Raw genomic sequence first — 15,586 nt, 5'->3', positions numbered from 1 at the left:
TATCTTGTCATTCCCTGCTTCCTCAACCACCCTTGTATGCCTTCGTTTCGTGCCGCTGCTGCCAGTTGCCTTTCGCTCCTGCTAGCTGGCACAACCGGCTGTAGAAAAGAAGCTCCCGAATACCGGCTAACCGCGGAGCAGCTGGCGTGGCAGCCCTACCACACGGGCGACGTGCTGCGGTTTGGGCAAGCACGCAGCAGCAAGGTGCGCACATTTGTCATCGGGGAAGTCGATGACCGCATCATCACGCACTCTAATGGAGGAGGCATTCCCACCATACTATCACTGCCCACGTCCTCGAAGTTGCAGCAAGTCAGGGTCGACGTCCGCCGCACGGATACCGTCCGCTACGAGCGAGTTTTCAGCAGCACTTCCACCAAACCTGATTCAATTCCAATAACTGGCGCAAGTACGTTGCTTGAGATGGGCACCGATGACAATCACGGCAGCGGCAACGCAGTGGTCCAATCCCAGCTCTATTGGGACTTTGGCTTTTCCAATTACCTGCCCATTCAGGAAGTAGTGGCCAATCAGCCGCTGCCGGATACGACGGCCCGCGTGTTGCCGTCGTTGCAGGTGGGCGGTGTCACCTACGGGCCGGTCATTCAGGTGTCGAATAGCTCTTATGCTGGCGTCCCATTGCCCCGCACCAAGCCCGTTCGGCGGCTGTACTATGCCAGGGACGTGGGGGTGGTTGCCTTCCTGGAAGGCGGCACTTTGTGGTATCGCTTGCCCTAAACCCGCCAACGAATTGGTGTGATGCAGAGCGAAAGTGTATATTCCACTCTCGCACACTAAAAATTCCCACCATGTTAGGACAAATGATGGCCGAGCCGCTGCGCGTGGCCACAATCATCGAGCACGCCGCCAAGTGGCATGCTGACACCGAAGTTGTGTCGCGGCTGCCCGAGGGCGGCATTCACCGCTACACCTACGCCGCTGCCAACCGCCGCAGCAAGCAGCTGGCGCAAGCCTTGCAGAAGCTGGGCATGGCTAACGGCGACCGGGTGGGCACGCTGGCCTGGAATACGCACCGCCATTTCGAGCTATACTACGGCGTGGCGGGCATCGGGGCGGTGTGCCACACCATCAACCCGCGCCTGTTTCCCGAGCAGCTGGTCTACATCATCAACCACGCCGAAGACCGGCTGCTGTTCTTTGACCTCACGTTTCTGCCCCTGGTGGAGCGGCTGGCGCCCGTATGCCCCACCGTCGAAAAATGGGTGCTGATGGCCGGCCCCGAGCACCTGCCCAAGCAGTCGGCCTTGCCCGGTCTGTGCAGCTACGAGGACCTGCTGGCCGCTGAAAACGGCGACTACACCTGGCCCAGCTTCGACGAAAACACGGCCTGCTCGCTCTGCTACACCTCCGGCACCACCGACCAGCCCAAGGGCGTGCTCTACTCGCACCGCTCCACAGTGCTGCACGCGCTGGGCATTTCGCTGCCCGATTCGCTCGGCTGCTCGTCGCTTGATGTAATAATGCCCGTGGTGCCCATGTTCCACGTCAACGCCTGGGGCTTACCCTACGCGGCCCCGCTCACGGGGGCCAAGCTGGTGCTGCCGGGCGCGGGTATGGACAGCGCCAGCTTATTTGAATTGATGGAAAATGAGGGCGTCACGTTCTCGGCCGGGGTGCCCACCATCTGGCTGGCGCTGCTGCAGTTCATGCGCGATGGCAACCGGCAGTTCCGCACGCTGCGGCGCACGGTGGTGGGCGGCTCCAGCTGCCCACCGGCCCTGATGAAGGCCTTCGAGGGAGAACTCGGCGTGACCATCACCCACGCCTGGGGCATGACCGAAACCAGCCCGCTGGGCACCGGCAGCCGCCTCAAAGCCAACCAGCTGACGCTCAGCAAAGAAGAAAAAGCCGCTGTGTTGGCCAAACAGGGCCGCGCGGTGTTCGGCGTGGATATGAAAATAGTGGGCGACGACGGGCAGGAGCTGCCGCACGATGGCGTGGCCTTCGGCGACCTGCTGGTGCGCGGGCCCTGGGTGGTGCGCGATTACTTTCGCAGTCCCAACCCCGGCGAGCTCACGGCCGACGGCTGGTTCCGCACCGGCGACGTGGCCACCATCGACCCCGCCGGCTTCATGCAAATCACCGACCGCTCGAAGGACGTCATCAAGTCAGGCGGCGAGTGGATTTCCAGCATCGACCTCGAAAACCTGGCCGTGGCCCACCCCGCCGTGGCCGAGGCCGCCGTTATTGGCGTGCCCAGCGCCCGGTGGAGCGAGCGGCCGCTACTCGTGGTGGTGCGCCGGCCGGGGCTCGATGTTTCGAAGGAAGAAATGCTGGCCTTTTTCCGGGGCAAAGTGGCCAAATTCAGCGAGCCCGACGCGGTCGAATTCGTGGACGCCTTGCCCCACACGGCGACGGGCAAGATTCTGAAAACGCAGCTGCGGAAGGACTTCGCGGGGTATTCGGTGGCGTAGGGGAGACGGATTTCCCGCAGTGAGCTATTTCCCCAGTTCCTCCGCTCTGTCCCGCGCCGCGCCCGCGCCGGCCATGAGCCCCTCGCGCACCGCGCCCGCACCGAAAGCTTTCAACGCCGCCTCGGTGGTACCACCTTTGGAGGCTACTTTGGCAATCCAGTCGGCACAGCTCAGGCCCGATTGCGAGTACAGCTCCACGGCGCCGCGAAACGTCTGGCTCACCAGCAGCTCGGCTTCGGCCGGGGCAAAGCCCATTTGGGTGGCCGCGTCCATGAGGGCGCCCATGCAGTAGTACACGTAGGCCGGGCCGCTGCCCGAGATGGCCGTGCTGGCGTCAATGGCCGATTCGTCCTCCACGTAAACCGTCTTGCCAGTAGTCGAGAGCAAATTCTGAACCTGTACCAATTCGGCGCGCGTCACCTCGTCGGTGCTGGTGAAGGCCGTCATGCCCATGCCAATCTGGGCGGGCAGGTTGGGCATGGCCCGAATGACTTTGGGCGTGCCCAGTGCGGCGCGCAGGGTTTCAATCCGCACGCCGGCCATGATGCTGAGCATGACCTGGTGCGGCTGCACATACATGCGCAGTTTTTCAAATAAGGCCTTCGAATCCTGCGGCTTCACCGCTAGAATGATGATGCTGGCGCCCGGTACACACTCGGCCGGCGAACCCCATACCGTGCCGATTTCGTGCGCCGCCAGGGCGGCCACGCGCTCGGGCGAGCGGGCCAGCAACCGCAAGTCGAGCCGCGAGGTGATGTGGGCGCGCACGAAGCTGCGGGCGTAGGTCAGGCCCATGTTGCCGCCGCCGATGATGAGAATTTTCATGGAATGGGTTATTGTCCAAAAGAACAAAGAACGTCATGCAGCGCGCAGCGAAGCATCTTGCCCGCCACCAGTAATCCTGGCGATTGGATTGGGCTGAGCGGTAAAGCTGCTTCGCTGCGCGCTGCATGACCGCCTAATGTCCTTCTCTTTTTACGCCTTCCACACCCAGCCGCGCCGGTAAAGCCAGCCCAGCACGGCCAGCCAAACGAGCAGGCACGCCACGGCACCCGCCAGCGAGGCCATTCGCGGCTCGGTAAACCAGGGCGCGATGCCCTTCTGGTACAGGAAATCCTTCACGCTGAGCGTTCCGATGTGGGCCCGGTTGAGGCTGCGGGCCACGATGCTGGAGCCGAAAAAGGCCGCCAGCGCATTCACGCCCAGCGCCCGCCAGGGCCCGGCCCCGCGCCGGTGCCCGCGCACATCGCACCACCAGTGCAGCGCCGCCAGTACCAGCGCAGCCGCGCCCCCCGTAAACAGCACGTAGGAGCTGGTCCAGAGGCTTTTGTTGATGGGAAACCCCTTGTGCCAAAGCAGCCCGGCCGCGATGCCCGCTGTGCCGGCGGCCAGCAGCCCGGCCGTGCGCCGCGCTGCCGGAGCCGGCCACCGCAGCCACTGCCCGGCCAGCAGCCCCAGCAGGCCGGTGCCCAAAGCCGGCAGGGTGCCAAGCAGGCCTTCGGGGTCCCAGGTGCGGCTTTCTTTCCAGAGGTGCGCTTCGCCGAATACAATGCGGTCGAGCCAGGCCCCCAGGTTGGTGGCCGGCGCCAGGTTGGCGGGGCCGAAGCCGGGCACGGGCACTACTTGCAGCAGCAGCGCATAGCCCACCAGCAGCCCCACTATCAGCGCTACCTGCGTGCGCCACGCGGTGAGCAGAAAAATGGCGGCGGTGGCCCCATACACCAACGCGATGCGCACGAGCACGCCCGGAATTCGCAGCGTAGCCAGGTCAAAATCGAGCCAGGTGGAGGCCAAAAGTCCCAGGCCTGCCAGCACCGCCGTGCGTCGCAGCACCGGCCCAAGGGCGGCGCGCCGGGTGGCCGGCGTGGCCCGTTTCCCGCTGAGCCCATACACGGTGCTGACACCCACCATGAACAGGAAAAACGGGAACACAAGGTCGGCCAGGGTGCAGCCGTTCCAGTCGGCGTGGGCCAGCGGGGGGTAGATGTGGCCCCAATCGCCGGGGTTGTTCACCAGCAGCATCAGCGCCACGGTGAGGCCCCGGAAGACGTCGAGGGAGATGAGGCGAGCCGGTGGGGCGGGGGCGAGCATGAATAACGAGTGAGCGAAATTACGGGAACGTCCTGCTTCGGCTGCGCTCAGCAGGACGCTCTCTTCAACAAGCAGGTTTTAACAAACAGCCATCAAAATTCCCAACGCACAAACGCTTCAATGCCCTCATATTCGGGCAGGCCCAGCTGGTCATACAGCTTGGCCGTGGTGCGGTTGCGGGCTTCGGCGCGCTGCCAGAACTCGCGCTGGTCGGCGCCGGGGAAGAGCGGCCGGTCCTTCTGGCTTTGGTGCTTGAAAATGGCGCGGCGCTTGCGCGTGAGTTCTTGCGGCGAGAGCGGCACGGCCATTTCAATCTGGTCGATGTCCCATTCCTGCCAGGCGCCGCGGTAGAGCCACACCCAGCAATCGTCGAGCCAGGGCGTGCCGGAGGCTCTGAGGCGGTGGATGGACTCGAAAATGGCCGCCAGGCACACCCGGTGCGTGCCGTGCGGGTCGGAGAGGTCGCCGGCGGCGTAAATCTGCTGGGGCCGGATGCGGTTCAGCAGCTCCATCGTGATGCGAATGTCCTCATCGCCGAGCGGCTTTTTGCGCACCCGGCCGGTTTCGTAGAAGGGCAAATCCAGGAAGTGCGCGTTGGCGTCGGGGATGCCGGCCAGGCGGCAGGCGCTTTTGGCCTCGCCGCGCCGGATGAGGCCCTTTATCTGCTGCACTTCGTCGGAGTCGACCTGGCCGGGCTGCTTGTTCTTCAGAAAATCGGCCACGCGGTGGTAGAGGTTGTCGGCCGGCTCATCGGCCGGCAGGTGGAAGGCGGCATCGTAATCAGCCACGAAATCGGCGAAGCGAACGGCTTCGTCATCGAACACGGCAATGTTGCCCGAAGTCTGGTAGGCGACGTGTACTTCATGCCCTTGGTCCACCAGCCGCAGCAGGGTGCCGCCCATCGAAATCACGTCATCGTCGGGGTGCGGGCTGAAGATGAGCACGCGCTTGGGGAACGGCGCGGCGCGTTCGGGCCGGTAGGTGTCGTCGGCGTGGGGCTTGCCGCCGGGCCAGCCGGTGATGGTATGTTGCAGCTCGTTGAAGACGCGAATGTTGATGTCGTAGGCCGGGCCCGACTGGGCCAGCAGCTCCGAGAGGCCGTTTTCGTTGTAGTCCTCCTCGGTGAGTTTAAGGATGGGTTTGGTCACGGTGCGGGCCAGCCCGGTCACGGCCTTGCGCACCAGCGCGGCATCGTGCCAGTTGCAGGGCAGGCCCAGCAGCCAGGGTGTTTTGCGGGGCGTGAGCTCGGCGCCGGCGGCCTCGTCGAGCACCACCTGCACGGCGGGGTGGCGCTGCAGGTAAGTAGCCGGCACCGTGTCGGTTACGTCGCCTTCCACCAGGCGCTTCACCACGGCGGCCTTGCCTTCGCCCCAGGCCAAGAGCACAATCTGGCGGGCTTCGAGGATGGTGCCCACGCCCATAGTCAGGGCCCGGCGCGGCACGTTTTCCTCGCCGTAAAAGTCTGAAGCCGCGTCGGTGCGCGTGACGTGGTCCAGGGTAATCAGGCGGGTGCGGGAGGCCGGGCCGGAGCCGGGCTCGTTGAACCCGATGTGGCCCGTGCGCCCAATGCCCAGCAGCTGCCAATCAATGCCGCCGGCTTCGCGAATCTGCTCCTCGTAGCGTTGGCAGAAGGCGGCCACTTCGGCCGGCGGCACGGTGCCGTTAGGGATGTGCACGTTCTCCGGCCGGATGTCGACGTGGTCGAACAAGTACTCCCGCATGAAGCGCACGTAACTCTGCAACGAGTCGGGTTGCATGGGGTAATACTCGTCCAGATTGAAGCTGACGACGTTCTGAAAGCTCAGGCCGTCCTCGCGGTGCAGGCGCACCAGCTCCTCATACACGCGGGTGGGAGAGGAGCCCGTGGCCAGGCCCAGCACGCAGGTTCGGCCCTCGGCGGCGCGGCTTCGGATGAGGTCGGCAATCTGATTGGCCACGGCGGCGGAGGCCAGCTCCGAATCGGGGTAAATGCTGACGGGCAGGCGGGCTCCCGCCGTGGCGGGCAAGGTGACGGGGGCGGTAATCATTGGGGCAGGACTGGTGGCGGCAAAGGGCGGGGACGGCCCCGCATCCGCGGCTAAAAGTAGCGACTTGAGTGCTGGCGTTAAGCTCGGGCGGCTTCTACAGTTGCCTGCGCACCGGCAGCATCCGCAGCACCGGGGCATACAAGAGTCTCACGCAGCAGCGTTACTGCCACGCTGCTTCATTTGCTAATGCGCCCTTTATGTTCAAGCTCTTTCTTGTGCTGGCTTGCATTTGCCTGCTGGCGAGTTGTTCAGCGCCGGTTCAGCCGCCTTTTACTTATCCGGAAGACAAGTCCCTATCCAGCCCCCAAGGCATTCCTCCCGATTCGGCAACCAGCTATTTCCCGGCTGGGGCGAGTATAAACACCAGCAACGATACCCTGATTCGACGCTTGGGAGATTGCCAAGATAGATTCCGTCGTTTTTCGGAATATTTGTTTGGCTTCGGAGCCCCGGTATTGTCAAACTACTACCTGGGGCACAGCATCTATCGGTTCTTGTGGATACCAGCACGTAGGTATCCAGTCTTGATTACGGTAGACCTAACCGAAACAGGCGGTGTGCTGACTACTCAGCTGTTGAATAGGGCACCCGAACCCATAGCTTCTGCTGCAAAAATCGAAGCGGAAAGCAAGCCCCTAATCCAGCGCATTACTGAGCTCAACAAACAGATGCAGGCCGGCGAACATGTGGCCGATAATACGGAGCGGGTGGCCTCTGCCAAAGACCAGCTGGACTATATAAAATTAACCGGAAAAGCACTGATTATCAAAAATGAAACAGCAGTAGTGCTGAGCCGCATCCAGATTCAGCAATTCCAAAAGTTGCTGACCCAGGTTGGTTTTTGGCAATTGCCTGGCTGTGAGCCCTCTTGTTGTTTCGACGGGGCTACCTATGTACTCGAAGCGCACGAGCCGAATAGATATCAGGTTGTTCAACGGGAATGCTTTATAGAAAAAAGCAGTGGCTTTCTCCAGTGCTGCCAGTTTCTGTTAAACCTCAGTCCTGCCAAACCCAAGCCATCACTGCACTAGCTTCACCCGACCCCAAACAGCCGCGCAAAGAAGCCGCGCTTCTTCGGCTTCTCCTTGCTTTTTACCTTGCTGAACGGGGCCGATGCCTCGGGCTTGTCGCCGGCCGGGGTGGGGCGCAATGTGGGTTGGGGCCGGCTGGGGGCGGGCTGCGCGGCCACCACGGCGGGCTTGGTAGCCGGGCGGGCGGTGCCGGCCGGGGGCTGGCCCACGGCCACTTCGGTAGCCTGCAAGCCGGTGCTGATGACGCGAATCGGCCGGCTCTCGTTGTGCAGACGGTCCACGGCGGTCACGTAGTAGGCGTAGGCCTGGCCGGGCAGGGCGGTCGTGTCCACGTAGGTGGCGGGGTAGCCGGGGGCCGGCCGGGGCAGCGCCAGGATGCGGCTGGGGTCGTTGGGCGAGCTGGGCTCGTTGGCGCCGAAGCGGTAGAGCACGTAGTAGGTGGCGGCGTCGCCATCGGCAGCGGGCGGGCCGCTCTGCCAGTTGAGGACGACTTGCTGGCCCGTGCGGCGCAACGTGAGATTGGCCACGGGCAGGGGCGGCACAGCGTCCATCCAAGGCATGGCGGGCACCAGGGCGAAGTAGCGAAACAGGTTCTGGCGCAGCGAATCGGTGGTGTGCAGCGGGTTGCGCAGCACCGATTTGGCCGAGAAGAATACGCTGCCCACGGCCTCGCCCTCGGTGGCGCGGTTGGTGCGGATTTGGCGGGGCAGCTCGCGCGGGTTGCGCCAAGTGGTGTCGGAGCGGGTGCTTTCGAGCATGCGATAGGTGCCGTGGCCGATGTAGAGGTGGCGGTCGAAGTGGTTTTTCGACCACCAGTCGACCAAAACAGGGTAGGGGCAGAGGCGGAAATTGGTGCTCCAGTACAGCTGCGGCACGATGTAGTCAATCCAGCCCTCTTTCAGCCACAGCCGCGTATCGGCGTACAGATTCGAATAGGAAGGCTGGCCAGCCCGCGTGTCGGAACCCTCCGGAAAGGCTTTCGACTTGTTCATCCAGACGCCAAACGGCGAGATGCCGAACTTCACCCAGCGCTTCGTGGCCTGAATGCTGTCGTGCAAATCCCGGATGAGGACGTTCACATTTTGGCGGCGCCAGTCGGCCAGCTTCAGGCTGTCGGCGTTGTAGGCGCGGAAGGCGGCTTCGTCGTGAAAGACCTGGCCGGGCTCGGGGTAGGGGTAGAAATAGTCGTCGAAATGCACGGCGTCGATGTCGTAGCGCCGCACCACGTCCAGAATGACGCGGGTAATGTGGTCGCGCACCGCCGGTAAACCGGGGTTGTACAGCAGCTGCCCGCTGTAGCGCAGAAACCAGTCCGGGTGCTGGCGGTAGGGGTGGGTGGGCGCCAGCCGGCGCGTCACCGAGTCCATGGTGGCGCGGTAGGGGTTGAACCAGGCGTGAAACTCCATGCCGCGCCGGTGCGCCTCCGTGATGAGGAAGGGCAGGGGGTCGTCGCCATCGGCGGGCGCTTTGCCCTGCACGCCGGTCAGCCACTTGCTCCAGGGTTCCAGGTCCGATTTATAAAAGGCATCCGAGGCCGGCCGAATCTGCACGAAAACGGCGTTGAGGCCAGCGCGCTGGCCGGCGTCGAGCAGGCGGCGGTAGTCGCGGCGGTACTGGTCGGGCGTCTCGCCCCGCTGATTGGGCCAGTCGATGTTTTCGACAGTGGCAATCCACATGCCGCGCAGCTCGCGCTTGGGCGGGGGCGGAGCTTCGGTGGAGTCGGCCGCCGTTTGGGCCTGGGCGGGGGCCGTCCACCGGCTACCGCATAGTATCAACAGGAAAAAATAGAAGCGGCCAGCGGCGAGAAAACGGGACATCAATACAATTCAGCGACAACAATACAAGCCGCAAATTACGGCATTCGGCCGCGAGGCTGGGCTGAAGCAGAAATCAAGACAAGCCACTTCTGTAAATACAGAACGTCATGCAGAGCGCAGCGAAGCATCTCGCGTGCGGCAATAATCCAATCGATTGAATTACTGCCGCACGCGAGATGCTTCGCTGCGCTCTGCATGACGTTCTTTTTGTCGCCTATCCCTAAAAGACCCCTTACGAGCCCGTAAGCTCCGTATCGGTTTCCGGGTTGTCGGGTGTGTCGGGGCCACCTTCGAGGCCGTTGGTCTGGCTGGCGTTGCCGTAGTCGCCCCGAATGCCGGCACCGTCGCCCATGTTCTGCTGGGTGCTGCTGGGGATGGTGGTGCCGGTGCTGGGCTGTTCGTCGGGGGCGGTGTCGGGGGTGGCGTTCACGGTAGCCTCGTTTTCCGATTCCTGGTCGGGGGTAGAGCTGCTGCCGGGGGCGTAGTCGGGCCGGGGGTCGGTTGGTTCCTGCGTGGGGTCGGGCATGATGGGAATGATGAAATGGAGAGATGAAAAAAGCGCAGCGCCTGGGCAGGCACACGCCGCAACAGGGTGTACGGCGACCACGCCGCACGGTTGAGTAGGGGATTTGCGCGGCATTTGCCATCTTGCTGCCGGCTTTGCCATTTCACTCCTAACCTCTACTGCCGTGTCTGACCACGCTACCGATTTCTACCACCACAAAACCGACGCGGAGCTGCTGTTTTTTGTCGAACATCCCGACCATTACCAGCCGGTGCTCGTGGCCGAAGCCCGCCGCGAGTTGCGCCGCCGGGGCGTGGCGCTGCCCGTTCCCGTAGCCCCAGAAGCCCCGGCCGCCCCGCTGATAGCCACCGGGCCAGCCCAGACCGGCCTCCGCACGGGGCCCATTGCGCTGGCCACGGTGGCGGTGCTGGCGGTTAGCTTGGGCGTGCTTTATTTCATCAAGCAAAAAGAGCGGCCGGCGGCAGCTGAAGTCGTGGCCGCTCCTGTTAAAAAGGCCCCGCCGAAGCTTACCGAAGTGGCCACCAGTGCCATTCCCAGCTACGATGGCGCGGTGGCCGGCGCGGTGGTCCGGCAGCTACAGCAGGTGCCGGCCAAGGAGAAGGCCGATGCCCAACACCTGCGCCAGTTCCGGGAGTTGGCCAAGCGTTTCTGGACCGCCGAAACACAGACCGAATACCTCGTGAACCAGGTGTACGCCGGCAAAAACGGGCCGATGTTCGTCGACCAGACCGTGACGGTGCGCGAAACGTGGCGGGACTGGAACCACGCCGCCGTGTACAGCTTCAAGTTTGGCCCCGTGATGCAGGCGCAGTTTGAGCGCATGGCCGAGGCCGCCAGCAACCAGCAGCACATTCTCGACAACTTGCCCGACCTGCTGGCCGGCCGCGAATTCCTGAAAGACGAGGAAATGCAGAACCGTACCACCGACGTAGAAGACCTGGTAGGCGGCCTGCTGCCGGTATCGCCCGTGTCGGGCCGGGCCTACAAGCGCGTGGTGCTCAAAGCAAAGCCGCTGAAAGTAGACCTGCGATAGTGGCACGTCCCGGTCCGACCGCTTGGAGCGGTCCGACCGGTTGTCGGGAGCACGTTCCGATAAACAACGACAACCGGTCGGACCGCCTGGAGCGGTCGGACCGGGCATATTGCTGTTGGCAGATGCCCCGCCCGCCACCACACCCGCCAACATCTGGCAAAGTGGCCGGTTGGGCAAGCTGGCGCGCTCCTTGCCGCGTCAGGTTTCCATGGACGCACCCGCCCCCGACAACATGCCCGGCTCCACGGCCGCTTTGGCTGCCCAGCTTTTCGCCCAAAAGACCGAAGCCGAGCTCCTGTACCTGGCCCAGAACGCCGCCCGCTACCCGCCCGCCGTGGGCGCCGCCGCCGTGGCCGAGCTCCGGCGGCGCGAGCTGCTGCCCGAAGCCGCCCGCCCCGCGCCGCCCCCGCCGCCGGAGGAGTCCGAAACCTGGGCGCAGCTGTTTGGGCAACTGGTGCGGGGCTTGTTTCTGCCTTCGCGGCGCTTTCTGGCCACCCCGCTGCTGCTCGACCTCAACCTGTTCATTTTCGGGCTCATGGTGCTCAGCGGCGTCTCGGCCTCCGACCCCAGTGGGTTCCAGCTGGTGCAATGGGGCTCCAACGTTTCGGCCCTCACGCTGCACGGCGAGCCTTGGCGCCTGCTCACCTGCCTGTTTGTGCACGCCGGCCTGTCGCACCTGCTGCTGAACATGTTCTCGCTCTGGCTGCTGGGCCTGCTGGCCGAAGACCGGGTGGGGCCGCTGCGCCTGCTGCTGGTGTACCTGGCCAGCGGCGTGGGCGGCGGCCTGGCCAGCTTATGGTGGCACCGCCTCGACGGCATCAACTCGGTGGGCGCCAGCGGGGCCATTTTCGGCCTCTACGGCCTGCTGCTGGTGCTGCTGGTGGGCAAAAAGCTGGTGCTCGACAAGTCGGACCGCCGCGCCATGCTGGGCCTCGTGCTCTACCTGGTGCTCAGCAACCTGATATCCGGCATCAACGGCAACACCGACAACGCCGCCCACCTCGGCGGCCTGGCCACGGGCCTGCTGGTAGCCGGCCCGCTGGCTTTGATTGGGCTGAAAAAGCCCGCGCTGGGGTAACGGTTACAGCCGTTTCGAAGTCAGTGTACGTACGGTCAGTAGCGCGAACTTCGCAGTTCGCGTGCCAGAACGAGCTGGCGGCGCGGGGACGCGAACGACAACGTTCGCGCTACTCTATACCAACCCCGACACCGCGCTAGGTACTGTTCAGGAAGCTCTGTCGACCTCTTGAATAGCTTCGTTGTTGCGCTGATAGTAGCTGCAAACAATGCTCCGAAATTTCATTTTTAGTAATCCCTGCTATCTGGGAACCGTTAGTTCAATCCCATGCAAGCCCTCCAACTCGACGCCATCCACCAGCCCGCGGCCGTCCGCGACATTCCTACCCCCACGCCCGGCCCCGGCGAAATTTTGGTGAAGCTCCACGCCGCTGCCCTTAACCACCGCGACGTCTGGATTCAGAAGGGCCAGTACGCCGGCATTAAACTGCCCTGCACCCTGGGGGCCGATGGCGCCGGCGAAGTAGCGGCCCACGGCGAAAACGTGCCCGCCACCGCGCCTGCCGTGGGGGCCCGCGTTCTGATTTACCCCGGCCTGCGCTGGGGCGACAACCCCCGCGCCCAGGCCAAAGACTTCGTGGTGCTCGGCATGCCCGACCCCGGCACGTTTGCCGAATACATCAGCTTGCCGGCCCGCTACATTTTTCCGCTGCCCGCGCACCTCAGCTTCGAGCAGGGCGCGGCCCTGCCGCTGGCCGGCCTCACGGCCTACCGGGCGGCCTTCACCCGCGCCCAGGTGCAGCCCGGCGAGCGGGTGTTGGTGACCGGGGTGGGCGGTGGCGTGGCGCTCACGGCCGTACAACTCTGCGTGGCCCGTGGCGCCGAAGTATGGGTGACATCCAGCGCCGAAGACAAAATTGCCCGCGCCCAGGCGCTGGGGGCCAAAGGCGGCATCAGCTACCAGGCCGATGGTTGGGTGAAAACCCTCATGCAGCAAGCCGGTGGGGCGTTTGATGTCATCATCGACAGTGCGGCCGGCGCCGCCTTTGGCGCCCTGCTCGATGCCGCCGCGCCCGGTGGCCGCATTGTGTTCTACGGCGGCACGCTGGGCACTATTCCGGACGTGCCACCCGCCAAAGTGTTCTGGAAACAGCTCAGCATCCTGGGCTCCTCCATGGGCAGCGAGCAGGATTTCGAAGGCCTGCTGGCTCTGGTGGCCGAAAAAGGCATTGTGCCGGTGGTGGATGAAGTATTCCCTCTGGCCGACGGAGAAGCGGCCCTGCGCCGGCTGGAGGCAGGCGCGCAATTCGGCAAAGTGGTATTAAAAATTGCCTGAAAAACACCGATAAATACCGGATGTAATGCGCTGACTGTGAGTGGATAAATTACGGCTAAAATGTGCCTTAATGGGAATGAAAACGCCGGTTTCAAGGTTAATACAGCAAGCCGTAGATACTCTTACAACCGGCCCGTTTTCACCATGAAATCTGCCGCAGAATACCTCGAAGGACACGTGTTTGAAGCCCGCCGCCCGCGCCGCGACTTGCAGCCGGTGGTAGCTCACGCCGACGCCCTGCACGCCATTGAGCAAGCCTTGGCCGACGCTGAGAAATACCGCTACCTGCTGATGCGCGCCCTCCGCCGCCACGCCGACGACACGGCCCCAGCAACTGCGCCGGCTCGTTTGGCCGATATCCGCCCGGCTTTCCCTGCTACGGAAGCGCCGGTGCTGCCTATGTACCCGGCTTTGGCGGCGTAGCACGCGCTTCGTTCTGCCTCAACGCAAAAAGCCACTCCTGTGCGGAGTGGCTTTTTGCGTTAAAACTCTATCAATCGACTGTCATCCTGAACGCAGTGAAGGACCTTATCACGTCGGCACGAATCGACAGAATGTGATACGATGCTTCCTTCGTCAGCATGACAGCCAAGGTAGTAGAGATGCTTCGACAAGCTCAGCATGACGGATTAGATTCCCACGCGCCGGGCCAGCTCCTGAGCCAAGGCGGCGGCTTGTTGCCGCAGTTCCGGCACGGCGGTCGATTCAAAATAAGCCGGCCGGCGGCTGGGGCCCAGCGTGAACAGCGTGCGCGAAAGCCCGCCATTAACTCCGAGCAATGCGCCGTGCTCATCGGTGAGCAGGCCCAAGCCCAGTGGGTCGGGGGTGAGGTGGCCGGCTTCTCGCAGGCTCGTTACCAGCGGGTCGGCAATGCGGCTGTAGTTAAGCAGCGGGCCGGCGCAGCATACCACGTGCTGGGCTGTGAGCCAGCAACCGGCGCGGCCGTGGGGGCGCACCCGCACCCTGAGTTGGTCACCGTCGGGCAATACTTCGCGCACCGTGCCTACTTGCAACTGCACTAAGCCGGCGGCCGTCAGTTCGGCTACTGCCGCCGCGTTCTGCGGCGGGCTACGGTGCCGCGCTACGGCCCACAGCCCGGCCAGGTGCCGCAAAAACCGTTGCTGCTCCAGCAGCGGCCACGCTGCCCAGATGCGGCCCAGGTCTGGGCGCAACGCATCCAGCACCGGCCGCCAGTCGATGCCCTGTGCTTGGGCCAGCCGCTGGTGCCGCTTGAAAACGGCAATTACGCCCAACACCGTCGTTTCAGCAGCTAGCTCGGAGTAGAAATTGGGGTAGGTGGGCGCGGCGGGGACGTGGGCGCTGGGCCAGCGGCCGTGGCGGGCCACCACGGTTATGGGGGCGCGGTGGCCGTCCTGGCGCAGGGCCAGCAACACATCTACCGCCGTCAGCCCCGAGCCAATGAGCAGCACGGAATCGTCGGGGCCAATGCGGCGCAGGTTGCGCGGGGCCCAGGGGTCGGCGTGGTAGGCGGGGTGGTGCAGGTAGCGGTGGTCGGGGCCGGCGGGGGGCGGCGAGGGAAAGTTGCCCAGCGCCAGCACCACGTAGTCGCTCACGATTTCAGTGCCATTGGCAAGCTGCACGGCCCGGCGGCCATCGGGTAGGGCAGGGGCTGCCACGGCGGTGGTCTGGTGCCAGCGCAGGTGGCCGGGGCCAGTCGCGCCAAGGGCCGCACTCAGGTTTTCGCTCAGGTAGCGCCCGTAGCTGGCCCGCGAGGCAAATTCGGGTGCGCCGTTGGCACTTTCGGGCTGGTCTTGCAGCCACGCGGCAAAGTGCTCGGGCGCATCGGCGTAGAGGCTCAGGCCGCCGGGGCGCACGTTGAGTAGGTATTCGGGCCGGCGGGCAGAATAGGCCAGGCCGGGGCCGGGCACCTCACGCGGCTCGATGAGATGAATTTCGGCCTGCGCCAAAGCGGCTTGCTGCCGCAGGTGCAGCACCAGCGCCGTGCCGGCAAAGCCGCCACCCACTACGGTAATGACGGGAGGGGCGGGTACGGGCACGGGCAAATACGAGGAATTGATAGAACAAACCCAAAGAACGTCATGCTGAGCGCAGTTGAAGCATCTCTGGCGCGCCGTTTGTCATACTGATGAAGGAAGCATCTTATCACATTCTGTCGATTCGTGCCGACGTGATAAGGTCCTTCACTGCGTTCAGCATGACAGACGGTTGGATTACTAACTGATGTTACGCATCCGTTGAGTTGGGTGGCCCGTTAACACTGCCTATGATGAGTTGCACGTTGGACCTGTACA

General features: G+C 64.0%; 13 protein-coding genes. 7 read left to right on the top strand and 6 right to left on the bottom strand.

Features of this window, described 5'->3' with window-relative positions; genetic code table 11:
• The first annotated feature begins 36 nt into the window (after positions 1–36).
• On the top strand, positions 37–738 hold the full coding sequence (locus tag JKL48_RS13235; RefSeq protein ID WP_201983187.1) for a hypothetical protein: 702 nt from the start codon (positions 37–39) through the stop codon (positions 736–738).
• A 71-nt stretch (positions 739–809) separates the two neighbouring features.
• Positions 810–2,435, top strand: coding sequence for a 3-(methylthio)propionyl-CoA ligase (locus JKL48_RS13230; protein WP_201983185.1), 1,626 nt, complete (start codon positions 810–812; stop codon positions 2,433–2,435).
• A gap of 24 nt (positions 2,436–2,459) precedes the next feature.
• Here the strand turns inward: JKL48_RS13230 and proC are convergent, their stop codons facing one another.
• From proC to nagB, 3 genes are all read right to left on the bottom strand, one after another.
• Positions 2,460–3,260: a pyrroline-5-carboxylate reductase gene (gene proC, locus JKL48_RS13225; RefSeq protein ID WP_236668783.1), complete on the bottom strand. Its 801-nt coding sequence runs from the start codon at positions 3,258–3,260 to the stop codon at positions 2,460–2,462.
• 150 nt (positions 3,261–3,410) lie between these two features.
• Positions 3,411–4,526, bottom strand: coding sequence for an acyltransferase family protein (locus tag JKL48_RS13220; RefSeq protein ID WP_201983182.1), 1,116 nt, complete (start codon positions 4,524–4,526; stop codon positions 3,411–3,413).
• A 92-nt stretch (positions 4,527–4,618) separates the two neighbouring features.
• Positions 4,619–6,553 carry a glucosamine-6-phosphate deaminase gene (nagB, locus tag JKL48_RS13215; protein WP_201983180.1) on the bottom strand — a complete coding sequence of 645 codons (1,935 nt, stop codon included), beginning with the start codon at positions 6,551–6,553 and terminating at the stop codon, positions 4,619–4,621.
• Between the two features lie 197 nt (positions 6,554–6,750).
• On the opposite strand from nagB, the gene JKL48_RS13210 reads away from it, so the two are divergent.
• Complete coding sequence (locus JKL48_RS13210; RefSeq protein WP_201983178.1) at positions 6,751–7,584, top strand: hypothetical protein; 834 nt, start codon at positions 6,751–6,753, stop codon at positions 7,582–7,584.
• Between the two features lie 2 nt (positions 7,585–7,586).
• Here JKL48_RS13210 and JKL48_RS13205 read toward each other — a convergent pair whose 3' ends face one another.
• Both JKL48_RS13205 and JKL48_RS13200 read right to left on the bottom strand, forming a co-directional pair.
• Positions 7,587–9,401, bottom strand: coding sequence for a glycoside hydrolase family 10 protein (locus tag JKL48_RS13205; RefSeq protein WP_201983176.1), 1,815 nt, complete (start codon positions 9,399–9,401; stop codon positions 7,587–7,589).
• A 232-nt stretch (positions 9,402–9,633) separates the two neighbouring features.
• The gene (locus JKL48_RS13200) at positions 9,634–9,927 is read right to left on the bottom strand and encodes a hypothetical protein (RefSeq protein ID WP_201983174.1); all 294 of its coding nucleotides are present in this window, start codon (positions 9,925–9,927) and stop codon (positions 9,634–9,636) included.
• A 163-nt stretch (positions 9,928–10,090) separates the two neighbouring features.
• Here JKL48_RS13200 and JKL48_RS13195 point away from each other — a divergent pair, with 163 nt between their 5' ends.
• The 4 genes from JKL48_RS13195 to JKL48_RS13180 all read left to right on the top strand — a co-directional run bounded on the left by JKL48_RS13195 (position 10,091) and on the right by JKL48_RS13180 (position 13,736).
• On the top strand, positions 10,091–10,960 hold the full coding sequence (locus tag JKL48_RS13195) for a hypothetical protein (RefSeq protein ID WP_201983172.1): 870 nt from the start codon (positions 10,091–10,093) through the stop codon (positions 10,958–10,960).
• A 115-nt stretch (positions 10,961–11,075) separates the two neighbouring features.
• The gene (locus tag JKL48_RS13190) at positions 11,076–12,038 is read left to right on the top strand and encodes a rhomboid family intramembrane serine protease (RefSeq protein ID WP_201983170.1); all 963 of its coding nucleotides are present in this window, start codon (positions 11,076–11,078) and stop codon (positions 12,036–12,038) included.
• 267 nt (positions 12,039–12,305) lie between these two features.
• Complete coding sequence (locus JKL48_RS13185) at positions 12,306–13,313, top strand: zinc-binding dehydrogenase (protein WP_201983168.1); 1,008 nt, start codon at positions 12,306–12,308, stop codon at positions 13,311–13,313.
• Between the two features lie 144 nt (positions 13,314–13,457).
• Positions 13,458–13,736, top strand: a complete 279-nt coding sequence (locus JKL48_RS13180; protein ID WP_201983166.1) for a hypothetical protein — start codon at positions 13,458–13,460, stop codon at positions 13,734–13,736.
• 206 nt (positions 13,737–13,942) lie between these two features.
• On the opposite strand, the gene JKL48_RS13175 is transcribed toward JKL48_RS13180, so the two are convergent.
• Entirely contained in the window at positions 13,943–15,331 is a 1,389-nt protein-coding gene (locus tag JKL48_RS13175; protein ID WP_201983164.1) for an FAD/NAD(P)-binding protein, read from the bottom strand.
• Positions 15,332–15,586: the final 255 nt, after the last annotated feature.

Source organism: Hymenobacter rubidus (assembly GCF_016734815.1).
Taxonomy (GTDB): Bacteria; Bacteroidota; Bacteroidia; order Cytophagales; family Hymenobacteraceae; genus Hymenobacter; species Hymenobacter rubidus.
Note: the sequence above shows the minus strand (reverse complement) of the source record. Positions and strands in the feature narration are given on the sequence as shown.

Bases quoted from the DNA above. Each gene is read 5' to 3' on its own strand.
- JKL48_RS13235 (WP_201983187.1), top strand. From the start codon at position 37: ATGCCTTCGTTTCGTGCCGCTGCTGCCAGTTGCCTTTCGCTCCTGCTA.
- JKL48_RS13230 (WP_201983185.1), top strand. From the start codon at position 810: ATGTTAGGACAAATGATGGCCGAGCCGCTGCGCGTGGCCACAATCATC.
- proC (WP_236668783.1), bottom strand. From the start codon at position 3,260: ATGAAAATTCTCATCATCGGCGGCGGCAACATGGGCCTGACCTACGCC.
- JKL48_RS13220 (WP_201983182.1), bottom strand. From the start codon at position 4,526: ATGCTCGCCCCCGCCCCACCGGCTCGCCTCATCTCCCTCGACGTCTTC.
- nagB (WP_201983180.1), bottom strand. From the start codon at position 6,553: ATGATTACCGCCCCCGTCACCTTGCCCGCCACGGCGGGAGCCCGCCTG.
- JKL48_RS13210 (WP_201983178.1), top strand. From the start codon at position 6,751: ATGTTCAAGCTCTTTCTTGTGCTGGCTTGCATTTGCCTGCTGGCGAGT.
- JKL48_RS13205 (WP_201983176.1), bottom strand. From the start codon at position 9,401: ATGTCCCGTTTTCTCGCCGCTGGCCGCTTCTATTTTTTCCTGTTGATA.
- JKL48_RS13200 (WP_201983174.1), bottom strand. From the start codon at position 9,927: ATGCCCGACCCCACGCAGGAACCAACCGACCCCCGGCCCGACTACGCC.
- JKL48_RS13185 (WP_201983168.1), top strand. From the start codon at position 12,306: ATGCAAGCCCTCCAACTCGACGCCATCCACCAGCCCGCGGCCGTCCGC.
- JKL48_RS13180 (WP_201983166.1), top strand. From the start codon at position 13,458: ATGAAATCTGCCGCAGAATACCTCGAAGGACACGTGTTTGAAGCCCGC.